General features: G+C 72.5%; 19 protein-coding genes. All 19 read right to left on the bottom strand.

Annotated elements, in window-relative coordinates:
• Positions 1 to 30: 30 nt before the first annotated feature.
• A complete protein-coding gene (locus U874_RS0104215; RefSeq protein ID WP_157834206.1) occupies positions 31 to 1,680 on the bottom strand; it encodes a transporter in 1,650 nt (549 codons plus the stop codon).
• The gene (locus U874_RS0104210) at positions 1,662 to 2,432 is read right to left on the bottom strand and encodes an ABC transporter ATP-binding protein (RefSeq protein ID WP_025133299.1); all 771 of its coding nucleotides are present in this window, start codon (positions 2,430 to 2,432) and stop codon (positions 1,662 to 1,664) included. Before U874_RS0104210 ends, U874_RS0104215 begins: the two co-directional genes overlap by 19 nt.
• Before the next feature lie 53 nt (positions 2,433 to 2,485).
• Positions 2,486 to 3,784 (bottom strand): citrate synthase, encoded by a 1,299-nt coding sequence (locus U874_RS0104205; RefSeq protein WP_025133298.1) that lies wholly within the window; start codon positions 3,782 to 3,784, stop codon positions 2,486 to 2,488.
• 166 nt (positions 3,785 to 3,950) lie between these two features.
• Positions 3,951 to 5,051 (bottom strand): succinyldiaminopimelate transaminase, encoded by a 1,101-nt coding sequence (gene dapC / locus U874_RS0104200; protein WP_025133297.1) that lies wholly within the window; start codon positions 5,049 to 5,051, stop codon positions 3,951 to 3,953.
• Positions 5,052 to 5,056: 5 nt separating this feature from the next.
• Positions 5,057 to 5,377, bottom strand: a complete 321-nt coding sequence (gene fdxA / locus U874_RS0104195; protein WP_025133296.1) for a ferredoxin — start codon at positions 5,375 to 5,377, stop codon at positions 5,057 to 5,059.
• Between the two features lie 170 nt (positions 5,378 to 5,547).
• Positions 5,548 to 6,126 (bottom strand): A24 family peptidase, encoded by a 579-nt coding sequence (locus U874_RS14125; RefSeq protein ID WP_025133295.1) that lies wholly within the window; start codon positions 6,124 to 6,126, stop codon positions 5,548 to 5,550.
• 2 nt (positions 6,127 to 6,128) lie between these two features.
• The gene (argB, locus tag U874_RS0104185; protein WP_025133294.1) at positions 6,129 to 7,049 is read right to left on the bottom strand and encodes an acetylglutamate kinase; all 921 of its coding nucleotides are present in this window, start codon (positions 7,047 to 7,049) and stop codon (positions 6,129 to 6,131) included.
• Between the two features lie 9 nt (positions 7,050 to 7,058).
• Positions 7,059 to 8,219, bottom strand: a complete 1,161-nt coding sequence (argJ, locus tag U874_RS0104180) for a bifunctional glutamate N-acetyltransferase/amino-acid acetyltransferase ArgJ (protein ID WP_025133293.1) — start codon at positions 8,217 to 8,219, stop codon at positions 7,059 to 7,061.
• Positions 8,220 to 8,318: 99 nt separating this feature from the next.
• Positions 8,319 to 9,368, bottom strand: a complete 1,050-nt coding sequence (gene argC / locus U874_RS0104175) for an N-acetyl-gamma-glutamyl-phosphate reductase (RefSeq protein WP_025133292.1) — start codon at positions 9,366 to 9,368, stop codon at positions 8,319 to 8,321.
• 101 nt (positions 9,369 to 9,469) lie between these two features.
• Positions 9,470 to 10,270, bottom strand: a complete 801-nt coding sequence (locus tag U874_RS0104170; protein WP_025133291.1) for an enoyl-CoA hydratase-related protein — start codon at positions 10,268 to 10,270, stop codon at positions 9,470 to 9,472.
• 130 nt (positions 10,271 to 10,400) lie between these two features.
• Complete coding sequence (locus U874_RS0104165; RefSeq protein WP_025133290.1) at positions 10,401 to 11,525, bottom strand: bifunctional 2-methylcitrate synthase/citrate synthase; 1,125 nt, start codon at positions 11,523 to 11,525, stop codon at positions 10,401 to 10,403.
• A gap of 48 nt (positions 11,526 to 11,573) precedes the next feature.
• A complete protein-coding gene (gene prpB / locus U874_RS0104160) occupies positions 11,574 to 12,485 on the bottom strand; it encodes a methylisocitrate lyase (RefSeq protein ID WP_025133289.1) in 912 nt (303 codons plus the stop codon).
• On the bottom strand, positions 12,485 to 14,041 hold the full coding sequence (locus U874_RS0104155) for an MmgE/PrpD family protein (protein WP_025133288.1): 1,557 nt from the start codon (positions 14,039 to 14,041) through the stop codon (positions 12,485 to 12,487). Before U874_RS0104155 ends, prpB begins: the two co-directional genes overlap by 1 nt.
• Before the next feature lie 28 nt (positions 14,042 to 14,069).
• The gene (locus tag U874_RS0104150; protein ID WP_025133287.1) at positions 14,070 to 14,723 is read right to left on the bottom strand and encodes a GntR family transcriptional regulator; all 654 of its coding nucleotides are present in this window, start codon (positions 14,721 to 14,723) and stop codon (positions 14,070 to 14,072) included.
• A 90-nt stretch (positions 14,724 to 14,813) separates the two neighbouring features.
• The gene (locus U874_RS0104145; RefSeq protein ID WP_025133286.1) at positions 14,814 to 16,709 is read right to left on the bottom strand and encodes a YhgE/Pip family protein; all 1,896 of its coding nucleotides are present in this window, start codon (positions 16,707 to 16,709) and stop codon (positions 14,814 to 14,816) included.
• Positions 16,706 to 17,413: a hypothetical protein gene (locus tag U874_RS0104140; RefSeq protein ID WP_025133285.1), complete on the bottom strand. Its 708-nt coding sequence runs from the start codon at positions 17,411 to 17,413 to the stop codon at positions 16,706 to 16,708. The genes U874_RS0104145 and U874_RS0104140 overlap by 4 nt, the downstream gene beginning before the upstream one ends.
• 67 nt (positions 17,414 to 17,480) lie before the next feature.
• Positions 17,481 to 18,398 carry a VOC family protein gene (locus U874_RS0104135; protein WP_025133284.1) on the bottom strand — a complete coding sequence of 306 codons (918 nt, stop codon included), beginning with the start codon at positions 18,396 to 18,398 and terminating at the stop codon, positions 17,481 to 17,483.
• A gap of 125 nt (positions 18,399 to 18,523) precedes the next feature.
• Positions 18,524 to 21,127 (bottom strand): phenylalanine--tRNA ligase subunit beta, encoded by a 2,604-nt coding sequence (gene pheT, locus U874_RS0104130; protein ID WP_025133283.1) that lies wholly within the window; start codon positions 21,125 to 21,127, stop codon positions 18,524 to 18,526.
• Positions 21,127 to 22,167, bottom strand: a complete 1,041-nt coding sequence (pheS, locus tag U874_RS0104125) for a phenylalanine--tRNA ligase subunit alpha (RefSeq protein ID WP_025133282.1) — start codon at positions 22,165 to 22,167, stop codon at positions 21,127 to 21,129. Before pheS ends, pheT begins: the two co-directional genes overlap by 1 nt.
• Between the last annotated feature and the right edge of the window lie 25 nt (positions 22,168 to 22,192).

Here is a 22,192-nt window from a genome sequence, read left to right as displayed (position 1 = left end):
GCCGGGCCCGCAGCCGTTTCCGTGTGCGCCCTAGCCCTGGGCGACCACCCGGGCGAGCAGCTCCGGCGCCTTCCGATCGAAGATCGCGGCGCCCCAGCGCACCCCGAACCAGCACACGAGCCCGCCGCTCACAAGGCCGACCGCGAGGGTGAGCCAGATGAAGAGCGGCTGCCCCGTGATCCCCGCGGCGATCGCGAGCCCGCTCGTCGGGAGCGAGATGACGGCGAGGGAGCCGTAGGAGCCGGCCATGCCGATCAGGCTGAGCATGCCCGCTCCCGGCTTCGAGACGAACGGGTTCTCCCCCGACTGCGGCACGGGCATCACGAAGAGCGCCGAGCACACGCTCGCCACGCCGAAGCCGCCGAGCGTGACGGCCGCGGTGAGCCCGAGCAGCGTGGGGAGCTGGTCGAAGCGGTCGACGATGGCCGTCGTCACGACGGCGACGAGCAGCACCGAGGGGATCGCGACGATCGCGTTCGCCCACACCCGGCCCCAGCGGTCGTCGATGCCGCGCACACCGCGGAGCAGGTGGGTGCTGAACGCGGTCCCGTCGTAGGAGATGTCGGTGAACGTGCTCAGCGAGAGCATCACGCCGATGAGCACGGTCGACGCCGTGAGCATGATCGGCGCGTTCGCGCCGCTCGCGGCGAAGCCGAACGCGACGGGCAGCACGAGCACCACGAGGAGGCTCTGCAGGTAGCGCGGATCGCGCAGCCAGTAGGTGAAGGCCCGCGCCGCGATCGCGCCGCGCGGCGTGTCCGGGAAGCGCGCGAACCAGCCGGCGCCGCGCTTCGCCGTTGCCCGCGAGCCCTGGGACATGGCGCCGAGGTTCGAGAGGTAGAGCGGCCGCCACGCGAGGAACAGCGCGACGGGCGTCGCGAGCGCGATCAGCAGCTTGAGGAGGGCGGCGCCCCACGCCCCCGTCGCGAGCTCCGCGGGAACCGCCCAGACCGCGCCGAGCGGGGTCCAGGAGAGGCCCTCGGCGATCGCGGGGAGCCGGTCGGCGAGCACGGTCGCGCCCGATCCGACCCCCGCGATGAGCGGGCCCATGAGCATCAGCAGTACGATCACGATGCCGCCGATGATCTCGCGGAAGCGCCGGCTCGCGGTCGCCCGCGAGAGCGCCGTGACCATGAGCTGGCAGGCGAGCACGCAGGTCACCGCGGCGACGGGGGCAAGCAGGATCGCCGCGATCACGGCGAGCGGCGTGCGGAACCAGGTCGCCGCCGTCGCGGCCGACACGAGCAGCGTGACGATCCCGGGCACGCCCAGCAGGCTCGCCGCGGCGATGCCGAGCAGCTGGGTACTCGTGCTCATGGGGAACATGACGAGGCGCGCGGGATCGAGCGTGCGGTCCATGCCCGAGGAGACGATGGGGCCGAGCATCCAACCGATGATGAGGGCGGAGCCGCCGAAGAGCAGCCCGGTGCGCGCGAGGACCGGGTCGAGGCCCGACGCCGCGACGAGGCCGACCACCACCATGCCGAGCACGCCGAGGCCGTACAGCACGCCGATGATCGCGCCGACGAGCTGCCACGGGTGCCGGCCGAGGGTGTTCCAGAGGACGCGGAAGCGGAGCCGCACGAGTACGCGGATGCGGGCGAGCGCGCCCGTGCGGGGCTGGGCCGTGCCGATGAGCTCGGGGAGCCGCTCCCCCGGGGTCAGGCCTGGTTCAGCCACGACGGGCCCTCCAGGTGCTGGCGGCCGCCGACGAGTTCGACGAAACGATCCTCGAGCGTGGAGCTGCCGCGAACCTCGTCGACCGTGCCGGCGGCCAGCACGCGGCCCGCGGCAATGACGGCGACGTGATCGCACATCCGCTGCACGAGGTCCATCGAGTGGCTCGACACGATCACCGTGCCGCCGCCCCGCACGAAGCCCTGCAGGATGTCGCGGATGTTGGCGGCCGAGACGGGATCCACCGACTCGAACGGCTCGTCGAGCACCAGGAGCCGCGGGGCGTGGACGAGCGCGCAGGCGAGCGCGATCTTCTTCGTCATGCCCGCCGAGTAGTCGACGACGAGCGTGTTGCCCGCGTCGGTGAGATCGAGCATCGTGAGCAGGTCGGCGCAGCGCCGCGCGACCGTCTCCGCGTCGAGCCCCGAGAGCAGGCCGTTGTAGGTGATGAGCTGCTCACCGGTCAGGCGATCGAAGAGCTTCACCCCGTCGGCGAGCACGCCGACGAGCTGCTTCGCCTCCGTCGGCTGCGCCCAGACGTCGATGCCGTGGATGAGCGCCTGCCCGAACTCGGGGCGCAGGAGCCCCGTGGCCATCGACAGGGTGGTGGTCTTGCCTGCACCGTTCGGACCGACGAGCCCGTAGCAGGAACCGGTCGGGATGGTGAGCGAGATGCCGTTGACGGCGATCTTCTCGCCAAAGCGCTTGGCGAGCCCGCGGATCTCGAGCGCGGGCGGGAGGGTGGCAGTGTCCATACCACCACCCTACCGATCGCACCGCCCGGGAGTCCTCCCCCGGACGGGCGGAATCAGCGGTTCAGGTGACGCTCGGGCGAGCCGATGTACAGCTGCTGCGGGCGCCCGATCTTCGTCTGGGGATCCTCGCGCGCCTCGCGCCACTGCGCGATCCAGCCGGGGAGCCGGCCGATCGCGAACAGCACCGTGAACATGCGGGTCGGGAAGCCCATGGCCTTGTAGATGACGCCCGTGTAGAAGTCCACATTCGGGTAGAGCTTGCGCTCCTTGAAGTAGTCGTCCTCGAGCGCGATCTGCTCGAGCTCCTGCGCGAGGCCGAGCAGCGGATCGTTGACGCCGAGCTCCTCGAGCACCTTGCCGGCGCTCTCGCGGACGATGCGGGCGCGCGGATCGTAGTTCTTGTAGACGCGGTGCCCGAAGCCCATGAGCTTCACGCCGTCCTCCTTGCGCTTGACCTTCTCGACGAAGGTCTCGACGCTCTGGCCGGAGTCGCGGATCTGGGCGAGCATGTCGAGCACGGCCTCGTTCGCGCCGCCGTGCAGCGGGCCGGAGAGGGCGTTGATGCCCGCCGAGATCGAGGAGAACATGTTGGCGCCGGTCGAGCCGACGAGGCGCACGGTCGAGGTCGAGGCATTCTGCTCGTGGTCCGCGTGGAGGATGAGGAGCTTGTCGAGTGCGTCGACGAGCACGGGGTTCATCACGTACTTCTCGGCCTTGTTGCCGAAGTTCAGGCGGAGGAAGTTCTCGACGAAGCTCAGGTTGTTGTCCGGGTACAGGAACGCCTGGCCGATCGACTTCTTGTGCGCGTACGCCGCGAGCACGGGGAGCTTCGCGAGGAGGCGGATCGTGTTCACCTCGACGAACTCGGGCACGGTCGTGTCGAGCGAGTTCTCGTAGTAGGTCGACATCGTCTGGAGGCCGCCCGAGAGCACCGCCATCGGGTGCGCCGTGTGGGGCACGCCCTCGAAGTAGTAGCGCATGTCCTCGTGGAGCAGCGTGTGCCGGCGGATCTCGGCGTCGAACGCGGCGAGCTCGTCGGCGGCGGGCAGCTCGCCGTAGATCAGGAGGTACGCCACCTCGAGGAACGTCGAGTGGCGGGCGAGCTCCTCGATCGGGTAGCCGCGGTAGCGCAGGATCCCCTCATCGCCGTCGATGTAGGTGATCGCCGACTTGGTCGACGCGGTGTTCACGAATCCGTAGTCGAGCGCGGTGTAGCCGCTCTGACGGGTGAGCGTGCTCACATCGATGGCGGGGTGGCCGTTGACCGCGTCACGGATGGGCAGCTCTGCCGATCCGCCCGGGAACGTCAGTTTCGCTGAGGCCGAGCCCTGGCCCTGAGTCGATTCAGTCACGTCGTCTCCTCGTGGGGTCTCATGTGTGACGAGGCGTCGGGTGCGACGCCGCCATTCCTACACCTTATCGGCTCCAACGGGAGCCCTGTGGCGCGACGAAGATCGTGCGCACCCCCTCAGAGTATCTTGACGTCGAACAAAAAGTCGATTCGTCGGACCCCGCGGCTCAGGCGCCGCGGATCCGGCCCGCCGCCGCCGCGATATCGGCGTCGCTCGCGGTGAGGGCCAACCGCACATGCTGCGGCGAGTGGTCGCCGTAGAAGTGGCCCGGTCCCACCACGATGCCGAGCTTCGCGAACTCGGCGACGCTCTCCCACGCATCGGCGCCGCGCGTGGCCCAGAGGTACAGCCCGGCCTCGCTCCCCTCGACGCGGAAGCCCGCGGACTCGAGCGCGGGGCGCAGCACCTCACGGCGGGCGCGGTAGCGTTCGCGCTGGGCATCGACGTGCGTCTCATCGGCGAGCGCCGCGATCATGGCGGCCTGCACGGGGGCCGGGAGCATGAGCCCGGCGTGCTTGCGCACCGTGAGGAGGCGCTCCACGAGCGCGGGATCGCCCGCGAGGAATGCCGCGCGGTACCCGGCGAGGTTCGACTGCTTGCTCAGCGAGTACACGCTGAGCACGTCGCGATGGTCGTCGCCGACCACCTCGGGGTCGAGCACCGAGGGGATCCGCTCGGCGTCCCAGGGCGCGTCCCAGCCGAACTCGGCGTAGCACTCGTCGCCCGCGATCACGGCGCCGAGCTCGCGGGCCCGCTCGACCGCTGCGCGAAGGCGCGCCGCGTCGAGCACGCGGCCGTCGGGGTTCGACGGCGAGTTCACCCACACGAGGCGCGTGTGCTCGGGCCAGTCGGCGGGGTCGTCAGCGGCGATCGCGTCGGCGCCGACGAGGGCTGCGCCCATCGCGTAGCTCGGGTAGGCGATGCGCGGGAAGACGACCGCCTCGCCCGCGCCGATGCCGAGCAGGAACGGCAAGAGCGCGACGAGCTCCTTCGAGCCGACCGTGGGCAGCACGGCCTCGGGCGCGACGCGGACGCCGCGCCGGCGCGCGTACCACTCGGCGATCGCCTCGCGCAGGCGGGGCGTGCCGGCCGTCGCGGGGTAGGCGTGCGCGTCGGTCGCGCTCGCGAGCGCGTCGCGGACGCCGGCCGGGCTCGGGTCGACGGGCGAGCCGACGGAGAGGTTCAGCGCGCCCTCGGGGTGACGCGCGGCCTCCGCGGCGTAGGGCGCCATCGCGTCCCAGGGATAGTCGGGCAGCGGGCCCCGCATGCGGGCTACTCGCCCTGCGGCGGGAGCGCCGCGATGATCGGGTGATCGAAGTCGTAGACGCCGACCTTGGCGGCGCCGCCGGGCGAGCCGATCTCGTCGAAGAACTCGACGTTCGCCTTGTAGTAGTCGGACCACTCGCTCGGGAGGTCGTCCTCGTAGTAGATGGCCTCGACGGGGCACACGGGCTCGCACGCGCCGCAGTCGACGCACTCATCCGGGTGGATGTAGAGCATGCGCTCGCCCTCGTAGATGCAGTCGACGGGACACTCGTCCACGCAGGCGCGATCCTTGACATCGACGCACGGCAGAGCGATGACGTAGGTCACGTCGCCCCCTTTCACTAGGCACTCCGAAGAACGGCTCCAGTCTACCGCTGCCCGATGGGATGCTCCTGCCCGCGCACCGCGGGCGCGTCCGCCGCGGTCGACACCGGCGCGTCCGCCGCGTCTCGGCCCGTCGCGGCCGCACGCCGTCGCGGCCTCGCGCCGCCGCTGCCTCAGCCCGCGGGCAGCAGCGCGGTCCAGCTCGCCGCGAGGAGCACGGGGCCGAGCGCGAATGTCGCGCGCCCCCGCAGCCGGGTCGCCGCGCCCGCGATGAGGAGTCCTGCGCACAGGGCGAGCGCGAAGCGGAGCAGCGCGGCTTCGGCGCCCCCGAGTACCGCGCCGGCCGCGGCGAGCGGCGCGAGCTTCGCATCACCGGCACCGAGCCCGCCCGGAGCGATGGCCCACAGGGCGCCGCCGCAGAGCGCGACGGCGCCGGCGACGCCGAGCGCGAGGCCCGCCCGCTGGTCCCCCGCCGTGCTCGCCCGGAGCGCCGCGAGGGGCAGGATCGACGTGCAGAGGGCGCCGAGCAGCACGGCGTTGGGGAGCCGTCGCTCCCGCACGTCGCTCGCGCAGAGCCACGCGCTCCAGGCGCCGTAGGAGGCGAGCGCGAGTACGGCGCCGAGCGGTTCCTCGCGCGCCGCGGCGAGCGCCGCGCCGACGGCGGCGCCGAACGCGAGGAGCGGGCGGCACGACCGCGGGAGCGGGGCGGCCTCGGCGAGGAGCCCGCGTCGGACCGGGGCTCCTCGCTGCACGGCTACTCCGCGGGCGCGTCGTCGGGGGTCACCTCAGTACCGATCCCCCGCTCGGTGAAGATCTCGAGCAGCACGGAGTGCGGCTCGCGGCCGTCGATGATCGCGGCTTTCGAGACCCCGCCGCGCACGGCGTCGAGGCAGGCCCGCATCTTCGGGATCATGCCGGATTCGAGCGAGGGCAGCATCTCCTCGAGCTCGGCCGCGGTGATGGAGGACACGAGCGAGTCGCGGTCGGGCCAGTTCGCATAGAGCCCGGCGACGTCGGTGAGGATGACAAGCTTCTCCGCGCCCAGCGCTGCGGCGAGCGCGCCGGCCGCGGCGTCGGCGTTCACGTTGAGCGAGTCGCCCGGGCGATCCGCGTCGGGGGCGATGGAGGAGACGACGGGGATGAGCCCCGCCTCGAGCAGCGCGAGCACGGGCTCGACCCGCACATCGACCACGTCGCCGACGAGCCCGAGGTCGACGAACTCGCCGTCCACCTCGATCGGGGGCCGGCGGCGGCCGACGAACAGGCCGGCGTCCTCCCCCGTGGTGCCCGCGGCGAGCGGCCCGTGCGCGTTGATCTCGTCGACGAGCTCGGGGTTCACCTTGCCCGTGAGAACCATCCGCACCACATCCATCGTCTCGGGGGTGGTGACGCGGTAGCCGCCCTTGAACTCGCTCTCGATGCCGAGGCGCGCGAGCATCGCGTTGATCTGCGGCCCTCCGCCGTGCACCACGACGGGGCGGATGCCCGTGTGGCGGAGGTACACCACGTCCTCGGCGAAGGCCGCGAGCAGCGCATCGTCGATCATCGCGTTTCCGCCGAACTTGATCACCATGATCGCGTCGCGGAACTTCTTGAGCCACGGCAGCGACTCGATGAGCACGCGGGCCTTCTCAGCCGCCTCGGTGTGGGCCATGGGCCCCACGGTCGTCGTCATCGCGGGCCCCTAGCTCGAGTACGCGCTGTTCTCGTGCACGTAGTCGTGCGTGAGATCGTTCGTGCGGATGGTCGCGGAGTACGCGCCAGCGAAGAGGTCGATCTCGACGTGCGTGCGGCGCGGGGTCAGGTCGCAGTCGGTCACGGGGCGGTCCGGTGCTCCCGCGTGGCAGAGGCGCACGCCGTTGAACGCGACGTCCACCTGGTACGGGTCGAACACGGCATCGGTGGTGCCGATCGCCGCGAGCACGCGCCCCCAGTTCGGGTCGTTGCCGAAGATCGCGGCCTTGAAGAGGTTGTTGCGGGCGACGGAGCGGCCCACCTCAACGGCGTCCGCCTCGCTCGCGGCGCCGCGCACCTCGATGTCGATGTCGTGGCTCGCCCCCTCCGCGTCGGCCTGCAGCTGCGCGGCGAGATCGTCGCAGACGGCCACGAGCGCCGCGGTGAACTCCGCCTCGTCGGGCGTGACGCCGGAGGCGCCGCTCGTGAGCAGCGTGACCTGGTCGTTGGTCGACATGCAGCCGTCCGAGTCGAGTCGGTCGAAGCTCGGCGCGGTCGCGGCGCGCAGCGCCCGATCGAGCGCCGCCTCGTCGAGCGCCGCATCAGTCGTGATCACGACGAGCATCGTGGCGAGGCCGGGGGCGAGCATGCCCGCGCCCTTCGCCATGGCGCCGATCGACCAGCCCGCGCCCTCGTGCACGGCCGTCTTCTCCACCGAGTCGGTCGTGAGGATCGCGGCGGGCGCCGTCGTGTCGTCGGCGCTCAGCTGCGCGACGAGCGCGGGCACGTTGCCGACGATCTTGTCGCGGAAGACCTGATCGCCCGTGCCGATGAGGCCCGTGGAGCAGACGAGCACGCGATCGGCCGCCTCGGGCTCCCCGAGCGCCGCGGCAACGGCCTCCGCCGTGAGGCGGGTGGTGTCGTACCCGAAGTCGCCCGTGAAGCAGTTCGCGCCGCCCGAGTTCAGGATGATGGCGCGCGCGGCGCCGTTCTCCGCGACCGTGCGGCTCCAGAGGATCGGGTTCGCCTGCGCGCGGTTGCTCGTGAACACGACCGCGCTCGCGGGAGCCGGCCCGTCGTTCACGACGAGCGCGAGGTCGGGCTTGCCCGTGCTCTTCAGGCCGACCGCAATGCCTGCGGAGCGGAAGCCAGCTGGGGTGGTGACGGTCACGGTGTCTCCTTGGTGCCGCGAACGCGGCGGATCGTGGGGTGTGCAAGTCGGGTGGTGGCGCGGCGCGCGCGACGGGTCGCGCCCGGCTCCGCGCCGGGGTCAGGGAGCGACGCCGTCGACGCTCAGCCCGGTCGCCTCGGGCAGTCCGAGCGCGATGTTGGCGGACTGGATCGCGGCTCCCGCCGTGCCCTTCGCGAGGTTGTCGAGCGCGGCGACCACGACGACGCGGCCCGCCGCCTCATCGATAGCGAGGCCCATGAGGCAGGTGTTCGCCCCGAGCGCGTCGGCCGTGCGGGGGAACGTCCCCTCGGGGAGCAGGTGCACGAACGTCTCCTCCGCGTAGGCGTCCTCCCAGGCGCTCCGGACCTCAGCCGCCGTGACGCCGGGAGCGATCCGCGCGGTCGAGGTGGCGAGGATACCCCGGCTCATCGGCACGAGCACGGGAGTGAAGCTCAGGCTCACCGCCGTGCGCGCGCCCGCGCCGCGCAGCGCCTGCTGGATCTCCGGGATGTGCCGATGCGTGCCGCCCACGGCGTAGGGGTTCGCCGTGCCCATGAGCTCGGCGCCGAGCAGGTGGGTCTTCGCCGCCTTGCCCGCGCCGGAGGGGCCGACCGCGAGGACGGAGACGATGTCGGCTGCCTCGATCACGCCGGCGGCGATGCCCGGCGCGAGCGAGAGCGCCACGGTGGACGCGTTGCAGCCGGGAGCGGCGATGCGCGTCGCCCCGACGAGCGCGGCCCGCTGCTTCCCCTGCCCCGCGACGAGGAGCTCGGGGACCCCGTACGTCCAGGGTTCGTGGTGCTCGCCGCCGTAGAACGCCGCCCAGTCCTCCGCACTCGTGAGGCGGTGGTCCGCGCCGCAGTCGACGGCGAGGCGCACGTCGCGCAGCTGCGCCGTGAGCGCACCGGACGCGCCGTGCGGGAGCGCGAAGAAGACGATGTCGTGGCCGTCGAGCACTTCGGGGGTCGTGGCCTGGAGCGTGAGGTGCGCGAGGGAGCGCAGGTGCGGCTGTGACGCGATGAGCGGCTGCCCGGCGGTGGAGTGGCCGGTGACCGTGCGCACCTCGAACTCGGGATGCCCGGCGAGCAGTCGCAGGATCTCACCCCCGGCATACCCGGATGCCCCCGCTACCGCCACGCTGTACGTCATCGACGCTCCTTCCGATTGCGCTCCCCCTATTCTGGCACTTCGGGCGGCGCACGCGGCGCCGTTCCACAGGGCGGCCGTGGCGGGCGGCGCCGGTGTCCCGGTTAGCGGTGGGTGAACTCCGCGTCGCGCTTCTCCGTGAACGCGCGCATGCCCTCCTTCTGGTCCGCCGTCGCGAAGGCCGCGGCGAACGCGAGCCGCTCGAGTCGCAGCCCCTCCGAGAGCGGAACCTCCTGCGCCGCCTGGAGCGCGTTCTTCGCCGCGTACAGGGCGGGCAGCGACTTGCTGGCGATCGTCGCGGCGAGCTGCTCGGTCTCGGCGAGCAGCTCCTCGGTCGGTACCACGCGCGAGACGAGTCCCGAGCGCTCGGCTTCCTCGGCCCCCATCATCCGGCCCGTGAGCACGAGTTCCGCGGCCTTCGCCTTCCCGATCGCGCGCGGCAGGCGCTGCGAGCCCCCGAAGCCGGGGAGCACGCCCAGGTTGATCTCGGGCTGGCCGAACTTGGCCGATTCCGCCGCGAGGATGATGTCGCACATCATGGCGAGCTCGCAGCCGCCGCCGAGCGCGAAGCCGGAGACCGCGGCGACGACGGGGGTGCGCATCCGCTCGAAGCCCTCCCAGCTCGGGAACGCACTGTTCAGGAACATGTCGGAGAAGCCGAGCTCGGCCATCTCCTTGATGTCCGCTCCGGCCGCAAATGCGCGCTCGGAGCCGGTGATCACGATGCAGCCGATCTCGGGCGAGGCGTCGAACTCGAGCGCGGCGGCGATGAGCTCGCCCACGAGCCGACCGTTCAGCGCGTTGAGCGCGGCCGGGCGGTGCAGGGTGATCCAGCCCACCCGGCCCCGGACCTCGGTGAGCACGGTGCGGTCGTCTGCGTTCTCGGGCATCGCTGTCTGCGTCATGGTGTCGCCTTCTCTCGGAACCGTGTGCGCGGTCACCCCGCGCCGGGTGGAGTCCCCACGCTACAAGCTCCGCGCGGTGCGCGCCGCGCAGCCCCGCACAGCCGGGCGCAGCGCGGCCGTGCGGACCGGCTCACGGCACGTGCCGCTCCCCCACTCCGGAGTACGCGGAGAGGGGCCGGATCAGCGCGTTCGCGGCCGCCTGCTCCATGATGTGCGCGGTCCACCCCGTGACCCGAGACGCGACGAACAACGGCGTGAAGATCTCCGTGTCGAAGCCGAGCAGGTGGTAGGCCGGTCCCGACGGGTAGTCGAGGTTCGGGCAGATCCCGGTGCGCGCGACGAACTCGCGCTCGAGGGTCGCCGTGAGCTCGGCGAGATCGGAGCGACCGGACTCCGCGAAGAGCACCTGGAGCGCGGCGTCCATCGTCGGCACCCGAGAGTCGCCGTGCTTGTACACGCGATGCCCGAAGCCCATGATCTTGCGCTTCGCGGCGAGCGCCGCGTCGAGCCAGGGCACGACGTTGTCCGCGCTGCCGATCTCCGCGAGGACGTGCATGACGGCCTCGTTCGCGCCGCCGTGCAGCGGCCCCTTCAGCGCGCCGATCGCGCCCACCACGGCGGAGTACATGTCCGAGGTCGTCGACGCGATCACTCGGGCGGTGAACGTCGAGGCGTTGAAGGAGTGCTCCGCGTAGAGCACGAGGGAGATCCGGAAGACGTCGACCGCGGCCGGCGAGGGCAGCTCTCCGAAGCACATCCAGAGGAAGTTGCTCGCGTAGTCGAGATCGTCGCGCGGAGCGATCAGCGGGAGCCCGCGCCGCCGCCGCTGCACCGCGGCGACGACGGCCGGGAGCTGGGCGAACAGGCGCTCGGCGCGCACGAGGCCCAGGGCAGGGTCCGTCCACCCGTCCGGCAGGTGGAGCGTCTCGTCGCAGGCGCCGAGCTGGCTCACCGCCGTGCGCACGAGGTCCATGGGGTGCGCGTCGTTCGGCATGGTCTCGAGCAGCGCGAGCGTCCGCGGGTCGAGCGCGCGGAGGGCGCGCTCACGCTCCTCGAACGCGGCGAGCTCCCGCGCATCGGGCAGCTCGCCGTGCCAGAGGAGATGCGCGACGGCCTCGAACGGCTGCGTCGCGGCGAGCTCCTGCACCGGATACCCCCGGTAGAGCAGGCTGTTCGTGTCGGGCGAGACCTTCGAGATCGCCGTCTCATCGACGACGACCCCGGCGAGGCCCTTCTTGATTTCCGTGTCAGACATGATCGCTCCTTTGCGAAGAGTGTCGGTGGTGCCCGTCGGCGAGGGGCGTTAGCGCTCCACCTCGAAGTTGAACACGCTCGTGTCGAAGCGCGTGTACGCCTCGTAGTCGACGAGCTCGTAGAGCTCGGCGCGGTGCTGCATCTCGTCGAGTTTTCCCGTGAGGTGGCCCTCGGAGATCAGCGCGTCGAGCGCGCGATCGGTCGCCCCCATCGCGATCCGCAGCATCGACACCGGCCAGATCACGAGGTTCACCCCCACGTCCGCGAGCTGGCGCACGCTGAACAGCTCGCTCTTGCCGAACTCGGTCATGTTGGCGAGGATCGGCACGTCGACCGCGCTGCGCACCGCCTCAAACTCGGCGAGCGTGCGCATGGCCTCGGGGAAGATCGCGTCGGCGCCCGCTTCGACGAGCGCTCGGGCGCGGTCGACGGCGGCGGCGAGCCCGGCCGCGCCGGGAGCGGTGGCGCGGATGTCGGTGCGGGCCATCACGAGGAAATCCGGATCCCGCCGCGCGTCGACGGCCGCGCGGATCCGCTTGAGCGCGGTCGCCTCATCGACGACGGTCTTCCCGTCGAGGTGCCCGCAGCGCTTCGGGTTGACCTGATCCTCGATGTGCGCACCCGCAAGCCCGGCGTCCTCGAGCGTCTGGATCGTGCGCGCGACGTTCATCGGTTCGCCGAAGCCCGTGTCGGCGTCGACGAGCGCGGGCAGCTCCGTCATCCGGGCGATCTGCTGCGCGCGGCCGGCGACCTCGGTGAGCGTCGTGAGCCCGATGTCGGGCAGCCCGAGATCCGCGGAGAGCACAGCGCCCGAGATGTAGACGCCGTCGAAGCCCTTGCGCTCGATCAGCCGCGCGGAGAGCGGGTTGAACGCTCCGGGGAAACGGAGCAGCTCGCCGCTCGCGAGCCGCTCCCGGAACCGCCGCCGCTTCTCGGCCGGCGTGGTCTGCGCGTAGAGCATTAGAAGAGTCCCTTCGGTGCGGCCGCGAGGTCGATGACCCCCGGTGCGGCGACGATGGTGAGCTCGCGCACCTCCGCGGCGGTGAGCTCGGGCAGCCGCTGCACGAGCGCGAGGAAGCGCTCGATCTCGGCCGGCGCGAGGACGGGCTCGGCGAGGAGCCGGAACTTCGCGACGTAGTCGGCCCGGGCGAAGGGGCGCGCGCCGAGCGGGTGCGCATCGGCTACCGCGATCTCCGCGACGACCCGCTCCCCCGAGCGCAGTTCGATCTCGGCTCGCCCGCCGAATGCCTTCTCCGCCGGGTCCTCGGAGTGGTACCTGCGCGTCCACTCGGGATCCTCGGCGGTGGTGATCGCGTGCCAGAGCGCAACGGTGTCCGCCCGGCCCGCGCGCTCCGGCGTGTAGGAGTCGACGTGGTGCCAGCCGCCGTCCTGCAGCGCGACCGCGAAGATGTACGGGATCGAGTGGTCGAGGGTCTCCCGTGAGGCCGCAGGATCGTACTTCTGCGGGTCGTTCGCCCCGGAGCCGATGACCGCGTGCGTGTGGTGGCTCGTGTGCAGGACGATCGATGCCACGTTCGCGGGGTCCGTGAGCTCGGGGCGCTCGCGGTGCAGCCGCCGCGCGAGGTCGATCCAGGCCTGCGCCTGATACTCCGCGGAGTGTTCCTTCGTGTAGCTGTCGAGGATCGCCCGCTTCGCCTCGCCCGGCGCCGGCAGCGGGACCTCGTAGGCGGCATCCGGCCCGTCGAGCAGCCAGGCGATCACGCCGTCCTCGCCCTCATAGATCGGGGCGGGAGAGGTCTGCCCGCGCATCGCACGGTCGACCGCTTCGACCGCCATCTTCCCCGCGAAGGCTGGGGCGTGCGCCTTCCACGTGGAGATCTCGCCCTTGCGGCTCTGCCGCGTCGCGGTGGTGGTGTGGAGCGCCTGCGCGACCGCCTGCGCGATCACGGGCGTCTCGAGCCCGAGCAGCGTGCCGATGCCGGCCGCCGCGGACGGGCCGAGGTGCGCGACGTGGTCGATCTTGTGCCGGTGCAGGCAGATCGCGCGCACGAGGTCCATCTGGATCTCGTAGCCCGTCGCGATCCCGCGGAGGAGGGCGCGGCCGTCGGCGCCGACGTGCTGCGCGACCGCGAGGATCGGCGGGATGTTGTCGCCCGGGTGCGAGTACTCGGCAGCGAGGAACGTGTCGTGGTAATCGAGTTCGCGCACGGCGACGCCGTTCGCCCACGCCGCCCACTCCGGACTCGCGAGGTGCGCGGCCCCGGTCACTCCGTCCGCGGCGGGCCCGCCGGCGAGGCCGAACACGGTCGCCCCAGCGCCGCCCCGCGAGACGGGGTGGCTGAGCGCCTGGGCGCGCGCCGCGACGACGGGGCCGCGCGTGAGCGAGGCCGCCGCGACCGCGGCGTTGTCGATGATCCGGTTGATGATCATGTCGCTCGCCTCGGCATCGACCGAGACGGGATCGGCGGCGACCTCCGCGATCTTCCAGGCGAGCTGCTCCTCGCGCGGCAGCGGCTCCTCGCTGCGGAAGACGCGGACGTGATGCAGAACGGTCATCGGGGTGCTCCTTCGTTGGAGGGGTGGGTCAGTCGTGCGCCGCGTCCGTCGCGCCGCCGATGGCGGCGAGGATCGCGGCGAGCGCGTGGTGGAGGTGGAGGTGGGTAGCGTGCGCGGCGAGCTCGGGATCGCGGGCCGCGATCGCCTCGGCGATGAGCGCGTGCTCGGCGACCGAATCGCGCAGTCGCGCCGCGTCATCGCGGGTGAGGCGCCGGGCACGCGCGAGGTGCGCACGGATCGGCCGAAGGGCCTGGGCCAGGTAGTCGTTCTGCACCGCGTCGTCGATCGCGGCGTCGAAGCGGGCGATGAGCGCGTAGTACGCATCCGCCGCCCCGGCACCGGACTCGGGGTGCGCGGCGCGGAAGTCCGCGGCGAGCGCGCGGAACGCCCCCGCGTCGCCGCGCAGGGCGGCGAGCCGCGCGGCGCTCTCCTCGAGCGCGCGGCGCACCTCGAAGAGCGCGCGGATGTGGTCGGCGTCGAAGCCCGCGACCACGAGGACGCGCGCGGACTGCTGCTGCACGAGCCCGTCGGCGGTGAGGCGGGCGATCGCCTCCCGCATAGGGGTGCGGCTCACGCCGAGGCGGGCGGCCTGCTCAACCTCGCCGATCACGGCGCCCGGCGCGAGAGCACCGCTCTGGATCTCCTCGACAAGGCCCGCGTAGGCCCGCTCGCTCGCTCGCATCCGTGTCTCCCTCGATCACCGCCAGCGTATACACAAACCGCCGAAGACTCAAGGAAATCCGGGATAGTCCCGAATAATGTATACGTTGGGCTATCCGATGAGGCTCGGCTGGAGGTCCCGGAGCGTGCGTGATCGCATCGTCCGCGACACCCCGAGCGCCGCGACCAGCACGGCGATCACGAGCACCAGCCCGAGCCGGAGCGCGTCGAGGCCCGCGTGGCCGAGATCGCCGCCGTACATCAGCTGCCGCAGCCCGTCCACCGCGAACGACATGGGGAGGAAGTGATGCAGCGTGGCGAGCGGCTCGGGAAGCGTCTGCCAGGGGAAGGTGCCGCCCGCCGTGACGAGCTGGAGCACCATGAGCACGAGACCCATGAACTGACCGACGCTCCCCAACCAGACGTTGAGCGCGAGGATGATCGCGGCGAACGTCGCCGACGCGAGCGCCATCATCCCGTACGCGGGGATCGGGTGGGCCACCTGGAAGCCGAGCGTTCCCGCGACGATCCCGAACAGGGCGAGCATCTGCGCCGCACCGAGGAGGGCCGGCGTGAGCCAGCCCGCGAGCGTCACGCGCAGCGGAGCGTGGAGCGCCGTCACCGCGCGCCGCGAGACGGGCTTCAGGATAAGGAAGAGCGCGTAGATGCCGATCCAGGCGGCGAGGCTCACGAAGAACGGGGCGAGGCCCGCGCCGTAGGTGCCCGCCGAGGTCACCTTGTCCGTCACGACGGTGACCGGGTCCGCGATGTTCGCCGCCTGCTTGGCGCGCAGCTCGGCCGTGCTCTCCGGGAGCTTCTGGACCCCGGCGCCGAGCGCGTCGCGCAGCTGCGCGCTGCCGTCGGCGAGCTGCGCGATCCCGCTCTCGAGCTGCGGCGCGCCATCGGCGAGCTGCCCGATGCCGTCGTTCAGCGTGCCCGCGCCGCTCGCGGCGTCGCGGATCCCCGCGGAGAGCTGCGGCGCGGCATCCGCGAGCGCCCGCGCGCCGTCCGCGAGCTGCTGCGATCCCGCCGCGAGCTCCGAGAGCTGGCCGCTCGCGCCCTGCACGCGCGCGTTCGCGTCGCGGAGCACGGCGTCGGCCTCGCCGAGGCGCGCGCTCACGGCGTCGATCACGGCCGGATCGACGCCGGCCTGGGCGAGCTCGGCGAGGATGGCCTCGCGCTCGCCCGCCAGCCGATCCGTCGCGCCCTGGCTCGCACCGGCCACCTCGCGCCCGAGCTCGGCGATGGCGGCGTTCCCCTGCGAGACGCGGGCCGCGCCGTCGGCGAGCTGCGCCGACTGGTCCGGGAGCGCACCCGTGCGATCCCGCAGCGTGCCCAGCCCCTCGGCGAGCGCGGAGGAGCCCGTGTGCGCCGTGCCGAGCCCCTCGGCGAGGGTCTCCGCGCCGCTGCGCGCCGTCCCCGCGCCGTCGGCGAGCTTCCCCGCGCCGTCGCGCGCCTCGCCGAGGGAGGAGCGCACGTCGGCGAGCCCGTCGAGCATCGCGCGCGACGCCTCACGGCCCACCGACTGCACGATCTGAGCCTGCACGCGCTTCACGGCCTGCTCGCCGATCGTCGTCGCGAGGTAGCTGTTCGCATCGTTCGTCGTGAGCACGACCTCGGCCTGGTGTGGATCCTTCGTCTGCGAGGACTGCAGCGACTCGGTGAAGTCGCCCGGGATCGTGAGCGTGAAGTCGTACGCCCCCTCCGCGATGCCCCGCTCCGCCTGCGCCGCAGAGACCCGGTGCCAGTCGAAGCTGCCGTCCTCGACAAGGTTGTCCGCGACCTCCTCGCCGATCGAGCGGACGGTGTCCCCCGAGGCGACGCCGGAGTCCTCCACCACGAGCGCGACGGGGATCTGGTCGAGCTTCGCGTAGGGGTCCTGGTTCGCCCACAGGTACAGACCGCCGTAGAGGAGCGGCACGCACATGAGGGCGATGAACGCGAGCCGCGCCATGGGCGTCGCCCACAGTCGGGCGAACTCGGCCCGGACCATCTGGAGCACCTTCATCGTGCGTCCTCCGTTCCCGCGCTCGCGGCGCCCGTCTCGGCACCCGTCGCGGCACCCGTCGCGGCTCCGGTACCGCCGCGCAGCGGGGTCACCTCCCCCGTGCGCCACCCGTCCGGGTGCGCGTCGATCGCGGCCCGGGCGGCGAGCCCGGCGATCACGAGCACCGCGTTCCCCCGCTCCGCGAGCTCGCACGCGATCCCCCACCACCCCATGGGGTCGCCCCCGTGGCGATCGGGCGAGACGAGCACGATGCCCTCGACGCCCGGGCGGCGCAGCGCGAGTTCGCACAGCACCCGCACCCGCACCTCGGGGGCGAGCTCGGCCATCGGTGTGCGCGCATGATCGGCGAAGCCGAGGGCGCGGAGCTCGCGCCGCGCGGCGAGCGGACGGGGCGGTTCGCCCGCGAACATCAGCTCCTCGGCGACCACGTGCTCGAGCCGCACGTCGCCGTGCGGCTCGCTCACGTCGGGCGCATCGACGAGCGCGACCCGCCGGCGCAGGGCACGCGCGCCGGGCTCGCCGTCGATGAGCACCTCGCCCGCGTCGGGCCGCATGCGCCCGCTCACGATCAGCCCGAGGACGGTGGGCCGCTGCGCGGTCTCCGCCTCGACGAAGACGGCCCGTCCCGAGGTCATCTCGACATCGGTCGGGGGCAGCGCGCGACCGGCGGGCCCCTTGCTCACTCCGCTTGCGCTCACCTGCACGGGTGCTCCCCTCCGCCGCTCTCACTGGACTCAGGAAGTCTAGCGGGGAGCCCGCACGCCCGGCCGGTCAGAGCTCGGCGATGATCAGCTTCTTCATCTCGAGCATCCGCTCGAACGCACCCGGGTGCGCCATGAGCTCGCCCATATTCTCCGGCACAATCTGCCAGCTCACGCCGAAGCGGTCGGCCAGCCAGCCGCACTGCTCAGCCTCGGGGACCGCGGAGAGCGCGTCCCAGAGCCGGTCGATCTCGGCCTGGTCGGCGCACTGCACCTCGAGCGACACCCCGCAGCTGAAGGTCTCCTCCTGCTCCGCCCCCGAGTCCATCGCCGCGAACCACTGATCGCCCACCCGGAACTCGCCGAACATGAGCGCCTCCGCCGTGGCGGGGCCCGTCGGCTGGCCGTAGGGCACCCGCTGCCCGGGGCCGGCATCGGGGAACACGCTCGTGTAAAAGTCGATCGCCTCGCCCGCCCGGTTCTGCACGGGGCCGCCGAACATCAGGCACGGCACCACGTTCGGGCGCGGATCCCCGTCCGGGTTCGTGAGCATGAGCTGCCAGTTCACGCCGTAGCGGTCCTCGACCCAGCCGTAGCGCGGGCTGAAGGGGTATTCCCCGATCGGCATGCGCACCTCGCCGTCCGCGCTGAGCGCGTCCCACGCGGCGTCGAGCTGCTCGCGCGCGGCGAGCGCCCCGCCGGAGATCCGGGAGGGGTCGAAGTTCAGCATGAGCGAGAGGGCGAGATTCGGCCGGAACTCGGGCCCCGCGTTGACAAGGACGAGGCGGGTGCCGCCGAGCGTTACGGCGACCGTCAACGGCTGCCCCGCGAGCGGCTCCTGGAACGGGAGCAGGCCCTCCGTGGGGTATCGCGATTCGACGGCGTACTCGGTATCGGGCAGCGCGCCCGCATAGAACGCGCCCGCCTCCTCGGCGGTCCCGTTGCACCAGATGTTCGGCACAATGCGCTGCGCCAGTTGCTCGTTCATCTTCCGGCTCCCTCGTTCGCACCGCGACGCGTGGGCTGCGGCGGTTCTGCCGCAAGTATCCGCCCGCGCGGCGCCCACCACAAGGGGGTGCCGCGCGGGCGGGATCTGCCGGATCGGGTGCGGAGCTAGTCGCGCAGCTTCGCGTCGAACGCGAGCTCCGCCGCGGCGACGCCGCCGAGCTTCGCCGCGCTCGCCTCCTCCGCCTTCAGCGTGCGATCCTCGGCGCGGAAGCGGAGCGCGAACGTGAGGGCCTTCTGCCCCTCGGCGATGCCGGTGCCCCGGTAGTCGTCGACGATCCGAGCGTGCTCGAGCAGCTCCCCCGCGCCCGCGATGACGACCGCGAGCACGTCGCCCGCGGGCACCTCGGCGTTCACGACGAGCGTGAGATCCTGGGTGGCTGCGGGGTAGGTCGAGAGCTGACGCGTCTCCGGCTCGCGCGGGGCGAGCTCGATGATCCGGTCGAGGTCGAGCTCGAACGCGGCGACGCGGCCGGGCAGGTGGTGCTCGGCGACGAGCTCGGGCAGCAGCTCACCGGCGACGCCGACGACCTCGAGGCCGCCGTCCTCGCCGTCGATGTCCGAGGCGACGCGGATGCTGAGCTCGGCCGTGCGCCCCGGGTGGAACGCGCGGTGCGCACCCTGCGTCACCACGAGCTCCGCCGCGACCGCGCCGGCGACGATGCGCGCGGCATCGAGCGCGTCGGCCCAGTCCACGGGCCGCGCGGTCTCGCCCGCCTGCTTCGCGACGGCGTCGCCAATGAGGAGCGCGGCGGCGCGACGCGGCTGGTTCGGCACCGAGCCGTAGAGCGCTGCGAGCGTCTCCGCGTCCGGCAGCTCGGCGAGCGGCGGAACCGTCTCCGTACCGAGCTCCGCACGCGGCTCGAACACCGAGCCGAACTCGACGAGCGCGAGATCCGTGAGCCCGCGCGACACGTTGCGCTGCGCCGCGGTCACGAGACCCGGCAACAGGGAGCGACGCATGAACGGCGACTCGCCGTCGAGCGGATTCGCGAGCTTCACCGCGGTGACGGGGCCACTCGCGGCATCGGCCTGCGCGACGCCGTCGAGCACGGGGATCGCGGGCTCCGCGCCCGCCCCGAAGGCCTCGAGCTGCGCGCGGCTCACGAACGGGTAGCTCTGCACCTCGTCGAGCCCGGCGGCCGTGACCACATTGGCCGCGCGGCGGCGCAGCCGCTGCGCACGCGTGAGGCCGCGGCCCGCGGGGGCCACGGGGAGCACCGACGGGATCCGGTCGTAACCGACGACGCGTGCCACCTCCTCGATCAGGTCGGCGGCGCGCGTGAGGTCCGAGCGCCAGCTGGGCGGCAGGACGCGGAGCACCGCGGCGCCCTCCGCGCCCTCGGCCACCGTGCAGCCGATGAGCTCGATCGCGGCGCGCGCCTCGGCATCGGTGTAGTCGGTGCCGAGCAGGCCGTTGATCCGCGCGAGCGGCAGCTCGATCTCCGGCGCCTCCCACGGGGCGGGGAGCTCGGCGCCCAGCTCGTCGGCGGTGCCGCCCGCGAGCTCGACGAGCAGATCGACCATGCGCTGCGCGGCCGCGCGGGCCACGAGCGGGTCGACGCCGCGCTCGAAGCGCTTCGACGCCTCGCTCGGCAGCTTGTGCCGGCGGGAGGTCCGGGCGATCGAGATCGCATCGAACGACGCCGCCTCGATCAGCACGTCGCGCGTCGTCTCGTCAGCCTTCGTCGAGTTGCCGCCCATCACACCCGCGAGCCCGATCGCGCCCGACTCGTCGGCGATCACGAGGTCCTCGGGGTGCAGCGCGCGCTCCTGGCCGTCGAGCGTGACGAGCGTCTCGCCCGCAGCCGCACGGCGGACCGTGATCCCGCCCGTGAGCTTCGCGAGGTCGTAGGCGTGGAGCGGCTGGCCGAGCTCGAGCATCACGTAGTTCGAGATATCGACCTCGAGCGACAGGCTGCGGATCCCGGCGAGCTGCAGGCGCGCCACCATCCACGCGGGAGTGGGGCGCGACTGGTCGATGCCGCGCACGACGCGGGCGATGAGGCCCGCCGCGCCGACGCGGCCGCGAATGGGCGCCCGGTCGTCGATCGTCACGGGGAAGCCCGACGCACTCGCGGGGGTCACGGCCGTCGCCGGATCGCGGAACGCCGCGCCCGTCGCGTGCGAGACCTCGCGGGCGACGCCGCGGATCGAGAACGCGTAGCCGCGATCCGGGGTCACGTTGATCTCGACCGCGGTCTCGTCGAGGCCGAGCAGCGCCTTCGCGTCCGCACCGGGCTCCGGATCGAGGCCGAGGCGCGAGAGCACGATGATCCCGTCGTGGTCGTCGCCGAGCGAGAGCTCGCGCGAGGAGGCGATCATGCCGTCGGAGACGTGACCGTAGGTCTTGCGTGCGGCGATCGCGAAACCGCCGGGCAGCACCGCGCCGGGCAGCGTCACGACGACCTTGTCGCCGACCTCGAAGTTGTGGGCGCCGCAGACGATCCCGCGCACGTCCTCGCCGCCGTCGGCGGCGCGCTCGCCCGCGGGGGCCACGCGCACCTGGCACCAGTTCACGACTTTGCCGTTCGAGTGCTCCTCGGGCTCGCGCGACAGGACCTCGCCCACCACGACGGGACCCGTCACGTCGAAGCGGCGGATGTCCTCCTCCTCGAAGCCGACGCGCACTAGATCGGCGTGCACCTGCTCGGGGGTGACTCCCGCGGGGAGCTCGACCGATTCGCCCAGCCAGCTGAGTGGAACGCGCATTAGACCAGTCCTCCGAACTGACGGTTGAAGCGGACGTCGCCCTCCACCATGTCTCTCATGTCATTGATGTCGTGGCGGAACTGCAGGGTCCGCTCGATGCCCATGCCGAAGGCGAAGCCCTGGAACTCGGACGAGTCGATGCCCGCGGCGTCGAGCACGCGGGGGTCGACCATGCCGCAGCCGCCCCACTCGACCCAGCGCGCGCCGCCCTTTGCGTTCGGCTGCCACACGTCCATCTCGGCGGACGGCTCGGTGAAGGGGAAGAAGTTGGGGCGCAGGCGGATCTTCGCCTCCTCGCCGAACATCTGGCGGGCGAAGTGCTCGAGCGTGCCGCGCAGGTGCGCCATCGTGAGGCCGCGATCGATCGCGATGCCCTCGATCTGGTGGAACACGGGGGTGTGCGTCGCATCGAGCTCGTCCGTGCGGTACACGCGGCCCGGGGCCACCACGTACACGGGCAGCTCGCGGCCGAGCAGCGAGCGCACCTGCACGGGCGAGGTGTGCGTGCGCAGCAGCAGATGCCGGTCGGCGGGCTCGACGAAGAAGGTGTCCTGCATGGCGCGCGCCGGATGATCCGGATCGAAGCCGAGCGCGTCGAAGTTGAACCACTCGTGCTCGACCTCGGGGCCCTCCGCGATCTCCCAGCCCATGCCGACGAAGATGTCCGCGGCCTCCTCCTGGAGCTGGGCGAGCGGGTGCCGCGATCCGGCGCGCTGACGCGTCGGAGCCGCCGTCACGTCGACGGTCTCCGCGATCAGGCGGGCTGCGGCCTCCTGCGCGACGAGGTCGGCCTCGCGGGCCTTGTAGGCGCCCTCGATGCGGCCGCGGGCCTGGCCCATGAGCTTGCCCGTCGCCGCCTTCTCGTCCTTCGGCACCTCGCGCATGCGGGCGTTCAACTGCGCGATCGCCGAACCGTCGCCGGCGTGCGCCGTGCGAGCGGATTTCAGCGCCGCGACAGAGTCGGCTGCGGTAAACGCGGCGAGCGCTTCCGCGACGGCCGCGTCGGCGGCTTCCTGGGTGATCGGATTGAGGTCTGACACGGGGGTCAAGTCTAGCCTGTGCGGA

Source organism: Leucobacter sp. PH1c, from assembly GCF_000633415.1.
GTDB lineage: Bacteria > Actinomycetota > Actinomycetes > Actinomycetales > Microbacteriaceae > Leucobacter.
The sequence above is the reverse complement of the archived record's forward strand: the minus strand, read 5'-3'. Positions and strand labels throughout refer to the sequence as shown.

Bases quoted from the DNA above. Each gene is read 5' to 3' on its own strand.
- argB (WP_025133294.1), bottom strand. From the start codon at position 7,049: ATGACGACGACCGTGGGGCCCATGGCCCACACCGAGGCGGCTGAGAAG.
- U874_RS0104155 (WP_025133288.1), bottom strand. From the start codon at position 14,041: ATGACCGTTCTGCATCACGTCCGCGTCTTCCGCAGCGAGGAGCCGCTG.
- U874_RS0104165 (WP_025133290.1), bottom strand. From the start codon at position 11,525: ATGTCTGACACGGAAATCAAGAAGGGCCTCGCCGGGGTCGTCGTCGAT.
- U874_RS0104150 (WP_025133287.1), bottom strand. From the start codon at position 14,723: ATGCGAGCGAGCGAGCGGGCCTACGCGGGCCTTGTCGAGGAGATCCAG.
- pheT (WP_025133283.1), bottom strand. From the start codon at position 21,127: ATGCGCGTTCCACTCAGCTGGCTGGGCGAATCGGTCGAGCTCCCCGCG.
- U874_RS0104135 (WP_025133284.1), bottom strand. From the start codon at position 18,398: ATGAACGAGCAACTGGCGCAGCGCATTGTGCCGAACATCTGGTGCAAC.
- argC (WP_025133292.1), bottom strand. From the start codon at position 9,368: ATGACGTACAGCGTGGCGGTAGCGGGGGCATCCGGGTATGCCGGGGGT.
- prpB (WP_025133289.1), bottom strand. From the start codon at position 12,485: ATGCTCTACGCGCAGACCACGCCGGCCGAGAAGCGGCGGCGGTTCCGG.
- U874_RS0104210 (WP_025133299.1), bottom strand. From the start codon at position 2,432: ATGGACACTGCCACCCTCCCGCCCGCGCTCGAGATCCGCGGGCTCGCC.
- dapC (WP_025133297.1), bottom strand. From the start codon at position 5,051: ATGCGGGGCCCGCTGCCCGACTATCCCTGGGACGCGATGGCGCCCTAC.
- U874_RS0104170 (WP_025133291.1), bottom strand. From the start codon at position 10,270: ATGACGCAGACAGCGATGCCCGAGAACGCAGACGACCGCACCGTGCTC.
- U874_RS0104145 (WP_025133286.1), bottom strand. From the start codon at position 16,709: ATGAAGGTGCTCCAGATGGTCCGGGCCGAGTTCGCCCGACTGTGGGCG.